Source organism: uncultured Nocardioides sp. (assembly GCF_902805925.1).
Taxonomy (GTDB): Bacteria; Actinomycetota; Actinomycetes; order Propionibacteriales; family Nocardioidaceae; genus Nocardioides.
Genome location: NZ_CADCUP010000137.1, coordinates 1 through 6,376, shown reverse-complemented (window position 1 = coordinate 6,376; position 6,376 = coordinate 1). Strand labels below are relative to the sequence as shown.

Below are 6,376 nucleotides of genomic sequence, written 5' to 3'. Positions count from 1 at the left end.
CACGCCCGTACGGCGCGGCGTCCCGCTCAGTCGTCGAACCGCTCCTCGGCCACCTGGGGAGGCAGGTCCGCGGGTCGCGGCCCGTCGTAGTCGACGCCGTACGCTCCCGGTGCGGGGCGACGCTTCTTCAGCATGGGTCGCTCACCGGGGGCCATCCGGCGCGCGGTCACCAGGAACGCGGTGTGGCCGATCATCTTGTGCCCCGGCCGCACGGCCAGCCCCTCGACGTGCCAGTCGCGCACGAGCGACTCCCATGGCTGGGGGTCGGTGAACCCGCCATGGGCCCTCAGGGTCTCCACGATGCGCGAGAGCTGCGTGGTCGTCGCGACGTAGGCGCAGACGATGCCACCGGGAGTCAGCGCGCCGGCGACGGCGTCGACGCACTCCCAGGGCGCCAGCATGTCGAGGATGACGCGGTCGACCCGGTGCTCCACCGACGGCAGCTCCTCGGCGAGGTCGCCGAGCCGCAGCTCCCAGGCGGGGTGCGTCTCGCCTTCGGGCGAGGCGAAGAACTGGTTGACGTTGCGGCGGGCGACGTCGGCGAACTCCTCGCGGCGCTCGAAGGACAGCACGTGCCCGTGGGGGCCCACCGCCCGCAGCAGCGAGCAGGTCAGCGCACCGGAGCCCACGCCCGCCTCGACGACCCGGGCGCCGGGGAAGATGTCGGCCATCGCCACGATCTGTGCGGCGTCCTTGGGGTAGACGACGGCCGCGCCCCGCGGCATCGACACCACGAACTCCGAGAGCAGCGGGCGGAAGACGAGATACTCACCTCCCGCTGACGAGGCCACCGTGAAGCCCTCCTCGCGGCCGATCAGCTCGTCGTGCTCGAGGTGGCCGCGGTTGGAGAAGAAGCGCTTGCCGGCGACGAGCTCGAAGTTGTGGCGCCGGCCCTTCTGGTCGGTGAGCCGCACCCACTCGCCCTCACGCAGGGGTCCGCGGTGCACACCCGACCAGGCGGCCGCGGGGACGTCGTCGCCGGGGCGGTCACCGGTGGGTTCACGGGGGTCGCCGGTGCCGGCGTGGCCGGGGTCGGGAGTCGTCGGCTCGGTCACGGCGGAACCCTAGTGCCCGGCCTCCCGGAACGCGCGATCGACGTCGGCCGTCGTCAGGACACCGTGGATGGTGCCGTCGTCCTCGACGAGGAGGTACTCCTCGGCGGGCCGGCGGCTGATCGCGACGACGAGCTCCTCGCCGGCGAGGTCGGCGGACAGGGTGAGGCCGTCCTCGATGCGCCGGGCGACCATGGACGTCGCCAGCCACGGCCGACGCTCCTCGGGGGTCGCCAGCACCGCTGCCTCGTTGACGATGCCCATGGGTGTGCCGCCGGAGGTGACGGTGACGATGCTGCCCGCGTCGACCTCCTGCGCCCGGCGTACGGCCTCGGCGAGTGGCAGGTCCTCGGGGACGGTGAGGGTACGGCGCGCCAGCGGGCGTGCGACGAGGCTGGGCAGGCGCTGGCGGAGCCGGGCGTGCGACATCGCTGCGGTGGCGCCGGTCCACAGGAACATCGCCATCACGAAGACGAGCAGGTAGTCGATGAGGTTCGGCCGGGCCGAGAAGCCGAGGACCAGCACGAGCGGCCAGGCGATGACCGCGACCGCGGTGAGCCGGCCGCCCCAGCCGGCGACGATGGTGCCTCGGTGGACGTTGCCGGTGGCCTTCCAGACCGCGGACTTCAGGAGCCGACCGCCGTCGAGGGGGAGTCCCGGGATGAGGTTCAGCACGCCGATGAGCAGGTTGGAGACGGCCAGGCCGACGATCGCCATGCCGAGCAGGCCCTCGTGGTACACGAACCACAGGGCCAGGGCGGCGCCACCCACCGCCAGCGACGTCAACGGGCCGACGACCGCGATGAGGAACTCGTGGCGGGGGCGGCGGGCCTCCCCCTCGACGGCCGTCATGCCGCCGAGGAAGTGCAGGGTGATGGAGGAGACCGGGTAGCCGTAGCGCCGGGCCATCAGAGCGTGGGAGGCCTCGTGGAGGAGGATCGAGCTGTAGAGGACCACCGCGAACACCGCGCCGGCGACGTACTTCCAGACACCCAGGCCGGGCTCGGCCGCCTCGATGCGTGGCGAGACGAGGAAGGAGATCAGTGCGGCCACCAGGAACCAGGACGTGCTGACCAGCACGTCGACGCCGCCGATCGAGCCGATCCGGAGCATGCCCGGCGGCCGGGGTGGGCCGGGTGCGGCGGCGTTGTCGGACACGCTTCGAGGGTATCGGGTCTCGCCCACCGGTCCGCGGGTCTGTCGGCGGCGACACCTAGGCTCGATGCATGGCCACCACCGACGTGTCACCCGCCGAGCGCCGCTCGAGGCCGGTCGACGGCGTCGAGGTGCTCGGCGCGCTGTCGCCGAGCCGGGCGGGCGACTTCCTGACGTGCCCGCTGCTCTACCGCTTCCGAGCCGTGGACCGGCTCCCCGAGCAGCCCTCGCCGCACGCCGTGCGCGGCACGGTCGTGCACAAGGTGCTCGAGGACCTCTTCGACCTGCCCGCCGCCGAGCGCACCCCCGAGCGGGCGCTCACGATGCTGCCCGGCGCCTGGGAGCAGGTGCTCGCGCAGGAGCCGCTGCTGGCTGAGCTCTTCTCCCCCGTCGTCGAGGGTGGCGACGCAGCCGATCTCGACTTCGACGCCTGGCTGGCCTCCTGCGAGGCCGTCCTGGGCACGTACTTCGCGCTGGAGGACCCGCGTCGTCTCGAGCCCGCCGATCGCGAGCTGTACGTCGAGACGGTCCTGGACTCCCGCCTGCTGCTGCGCGGCTTCGTCGACCGGCTCGACGTCGCACCCAACGGCATGATCCGCGTCGTCGACTACAAGACGGGCCGCTCGCCGGGGGTGGGGTTCGAGGCCAAGGCGCTGTTCCAGATGAAGTTCTACGCGCTGGTCATCTGGCGCACCCGCGGTGTCGTGCCGTCGGTGCTGCAGCTGGTCTACCTGGGCAACGGCGAGATCCTGCGCTACGAGCCCGACGAGGCCGACCTGCTCGCCACCGAGCGCAAGGTCGAGGCGGTGTGGAGGGCCATCCGGCTGGCGGAGGAGACCGGCGACTGGCGGCCCAACCCGGGCCGCATGTGCTCGTGGTGCAGCCACCAGGCGATCTGCCCGACGTACGGCGGCACTCCCCCGCCCCTGCCCGAGCGGGAGCCTCGGCTGCCCGCCACCGCCGACGACCCGGCCGGCGACGTCGGCACCGACGAGGGCCTGGCCGAGCTGGTGTAGGGGTCGGGGCCGGGTCTGTAGGTCGCTGCGGGTGTCGATTGGTCCCAAACGACAGGTCCAGCCCCCGGAAACATGTCGTTTGGGACCAATCGGCAGCCCAAGCGGCCTCAGCCGACGGACGCGTACGCCGCGCGCAGCCCCGCCACCCCGATCCCGTCCAGGGTGTCGGCGAACACCCGGCGCTCCCCGTCGAGCAACGGCACGTGGTTGGGCACGCAGAGCACCACGCAGCCGGCGGACTCGGCGGAGCGGGCACCGGTGTTGGAGTCCTCGACCGCCAGGCAGTCGGCCGGGTCGAGGCCGAGCTCGGATGCCGCCTTGAGGTACGGCGCCGGGTGGGGCTTGCCGTGGGCGACGGAGTCACCGGTGACGATCGTCGTGAAGGTGCCCTCGGGCAGCGAGGCCAGGATGGGCGCGACGAACCGGCGCCACGACATGGTCACCAGCGCGCACGGCACGCCCTCCCCGTGCAGGTCGGCCAGGACCTGGAGGGCCCCGGGGCGCCAGGGCACCGTGTCCTCGACCCGCGCGACCACCCCGTCGAGGAGGTGCTCCACGATCTCGGAGGGCTGCAGGGCGATGCCCATGTGCTCGCGGATGTAGAGGGCCGAGTCGAGCAGGTCGTTGCCGACCAGGTTGATCGCGTGCGCCTCGCTCCAGGTGCCGCCGTACTTCTCGGCGAGCGCGAACTCGGTCTCGATCCAGTAGGGCTCGGTGTCGACGAGGGTGCCGTCCATGTCCCACAGGACGGCCGCCGGGCGGTGGGGGCCACCATCAGGGCGCTGACCTGCGGAAACTACAGAATTGGCGGTGCTCACGATGTCCTCCGAAACGCTCCATGCGACGACCCATGCGACGAACCACCCTAATTCGACCCCGTATTGCATAGGGCAGCATCCCGACGCACGAGCCGCTTCTAGACTCCCGGTGACCGTCGGACCGAGCAGATCGCACGTAGTAACAGCATGACGAATCACACCATCGCCACCCCCATCACCACGTGGGCTGCCCTGCGCTCTACCGACCGCGAGGTACTCAATCGAAGTGAGGTCGCCAGCCTGCTCGCGGTCGACCCGCGCACCGTCGACAACGCCATCGAGGACGGCACGCTGCCCTCCGTCCGCCTCGGCCGCCGAGTCCTCATCCCCCGCCGCCCGTTCCTCGAGGTCTTCGGATGCGCAGGACGCGCGGTGGAGACCCGGTCCAGTGATCCACTCGCCTCCTCCAAGGTGGACTCGTCGTGAGGCAGGCGAAGAAGTCCCCGTCAGCGCGTCCTGCCGTTCGTGATCGGGGCTCCGGATCCATCACCTCCTACCAGACCAAGTCGGGCACGCGCTGGCGCTACGAGATAGCTCTGCCGGTCAAGGCATCGGGTTCACGCGCCGAGGTACGGAAGCAAACTCGAGGCGGTTTCGCCACCTATGCCCAGGCCGACACCGCGCTCACCCTGCTCCGGGCGGACCTGATCCGCGGCGTCCCGCAGCCAACCGCCCGCGACACCTGGGGGGCTTACGCCCAGCGCTGGGTGGATGGTTATGCCGGCAGCAACAGCACCCGCGTCTACATCCAGCGCGTCATCGACGCAATGGGCCCCTACATCGGAGCGATCCGCCTCGTCGAGATCCGCGCGACCGATCTCGCGGCCGCCTACCGAGGCCTGGAAAGCGGGAGCAGGCAAGCGCGGTCCGCCAAGCGCGCGGGCACCGGACTGGCCACGTCGACCGTGGCGCGCTACGCCAACTGGGTCAACACCATCTTCCTTGCCGCACTCGACGAGGGATTAATCGTGAAGAACCCCGCCAATTCCAAGCACGCGGGGCGCCCGAAAGGCGAGACCGCGAAACGGGTCAAGCCGTTCTCGATCTGGAACGGTGATCACCTCACCCGCTTCTGCTCGTGGGCAATCGCCGAGGACGAGCCATGGGCACTGGCCTGGGTGGTTCTCGCCCGGACGGGACTGCGCTCGGGTGAACTGCTGGCGCTGCAATGGGGCGACCTCAACTTCGACAGAAACGAGATGCGCATTCAACGCGCACTCCACTACGACCAAACGCGGCCCACCGGTGACCGCTACGTCCTCGGGCCGGTGAAGGGGGGCCGCTCTCGAACCGTCACCTTCGACCTGACCTGCGCGGCCCTGCTGCGCGACTGGCGTTCCCTGGTGCGCGGGCTTGCAACCGACGGCGAGAACGTCACCCCGCTGGCCCGGCTGCGCTCAGGCGACCCCGTTTTCCTGGCGATGCCTGGGCGCGCCGTCTCGCAATCCGGGTTGCGATCCGCATTCCTACGCGCCCAACGGCACTACCGCACGGCTCAACCCGACCAAGACCTTCCCCGCCTGACCGTGCACGAACTACGACACACGCACGCCTCATTGCTGTTCGAGGCCGGACAGTCGGTGAAGGTCGTCCAAGAGCGTCTCGGCCATGCTAACGCTCAGGTCACCCTCAACACGTACGCGCACCTGCTGCACGACGCGCAGACACGTGCAGCTACTGCACTCGACGAACTACTCAGCAGGTGTCGTGAGCTGCGCTGATCCAGCCAGGTCCTTGCGCGAGCAGCGATCTCGATCGGCAGGCGCCGGCACAGCGGCGCAACAACCGAACGTGCCGCGACGGTCAATGCCGGACACCCCAGGCACTCGAAGCCACAGATCGGTTGGAACTGGAACTGGCGACCGATCTCGTCGGCTTCACGGCTACGACACAGCGAGCTCCATCGCACCAGGCCGCTCCTCGGCCAAGCACTGGAGGCAAAGGCCGCTCGGGCATAAGCGGGAGACAGCTTCTGATTTGGGAGGATTGGGCGGGGCTAGGAGACGTGAACCTGCGACCCCTTGGCCTGCAGCCTGTGGGCATCCATAGGCCCGAGATCTTTGACGACGCTTGCCGATTGAAGCCTTGACCTGCGCAAACGCGAGATACTGACGCCGGAGATGGTCCAGTGGCTCTGATCGGATTTGCTCCACGTAGACGGTTTGAGCTGGGGTTTACGGTACATAAACGCGACACGGGTCGAATCGTGATCTGACCCGGCCAAGCTCGTCGCAGCGCGCCCAACCGGAGGCTCGCACGGGACCCAACGGGAGCCACCTTCGGTGACCCATCGCGCACACTGGTTCGGTCGCCGCCTTCGTCGCGGACGCCGAGG

General features: G+C 70.0%; 6 protein-coding genes. 3 read left to right on the top strand and 3 right to left on the bottom strand.

The features are described 5' to 3' along the window. Positions 1-26 precede the first annotated feature (26 nt). Together QZX64_RS09890 and QZX64_RS09885 are read right to left on the bottom strand one after the other, a co-directional pair. On the bottom strand, positions 27-947 hold the full coding sequence (locus QZX64_RS09890) for a tRNA (adenine-N1)-methyltransferase (protein WP_295658997.1): 921 nt from the start codon (positions 945-947) through the stop codon (positions 27-29). 117 nt (positions 948-1,064) lie between these two features. After that, complete coding sequence (locus QZX64_RS09885; protein ID WP_295658996.1) at positions 1,065-2,210, bottom strand: site-2 protease family protein; 1,146 nt, start codon at positions 2,208-2,210, stop codon at positions 1,065-1,067. Between the two features lie 68 nt (positions 2,211-2,278). On the opposite strand from QZX64_RS09885, the gene QZX64_RS09880 reads away from it, so the two are divergent. Next, positions 2,279-3,223 (top strand): PD-(D/E)XK nuclease family protein, encoded by a 945-nt coding sequence (locus QZX64_RS09880; protein ID WP_295658994.1) that lies wholly within the window; start codon positions 2,279-2,281, stop codon positions 3,221-3,223. Between the two features lie 107 nt (positions 3,224-3,330). On the opposite strand, the gene QZX64_RS09875 is transcribed toward QZX64_RS09880, so the two are convergent. Further along, complete coding sequence (locus tag QZX64_RS09875; RefSeq protein ID WP_295658991.1) at positions 3,331-4,041, bottom strand: HAD family phosphatase; 711 nt, start codon at positions 4,039-4,041, stop codon at positions 3,331-3,333. A 147-nt stretch (positions 4,042-4,188) separates the two neighbouring features. On the opposite strand from QZX64_RS09875, the gene QZX64_RS09870 reads away from it, so the two are divergent. After that, positions 4,189-4,467, top strand: coding sequence for an excisionase family DNA-binding protein (locus QZX64_RS09870; protein WP_295658988.1), 279 nt, complete (start codon positions 4,189-4,191; stop codon positions 4,465-4,467). Continuing rightward, positions 4,464-5,762, top strand: a complete 1,299-nt coding sequence (locus QZX64_RS09865) for a site-specific integrase (RefSeq protein WP_295658976.1) — start codon at positions 4,464-4,466, stop codon at positions 5,760-5,762. Before QZX64_RS09870 ends, QZX64_RS09865 begins: the two co-directional genes overlap by 4 nt. Positions 5,763-6,376: the final 614 nt, after the last annotated feature.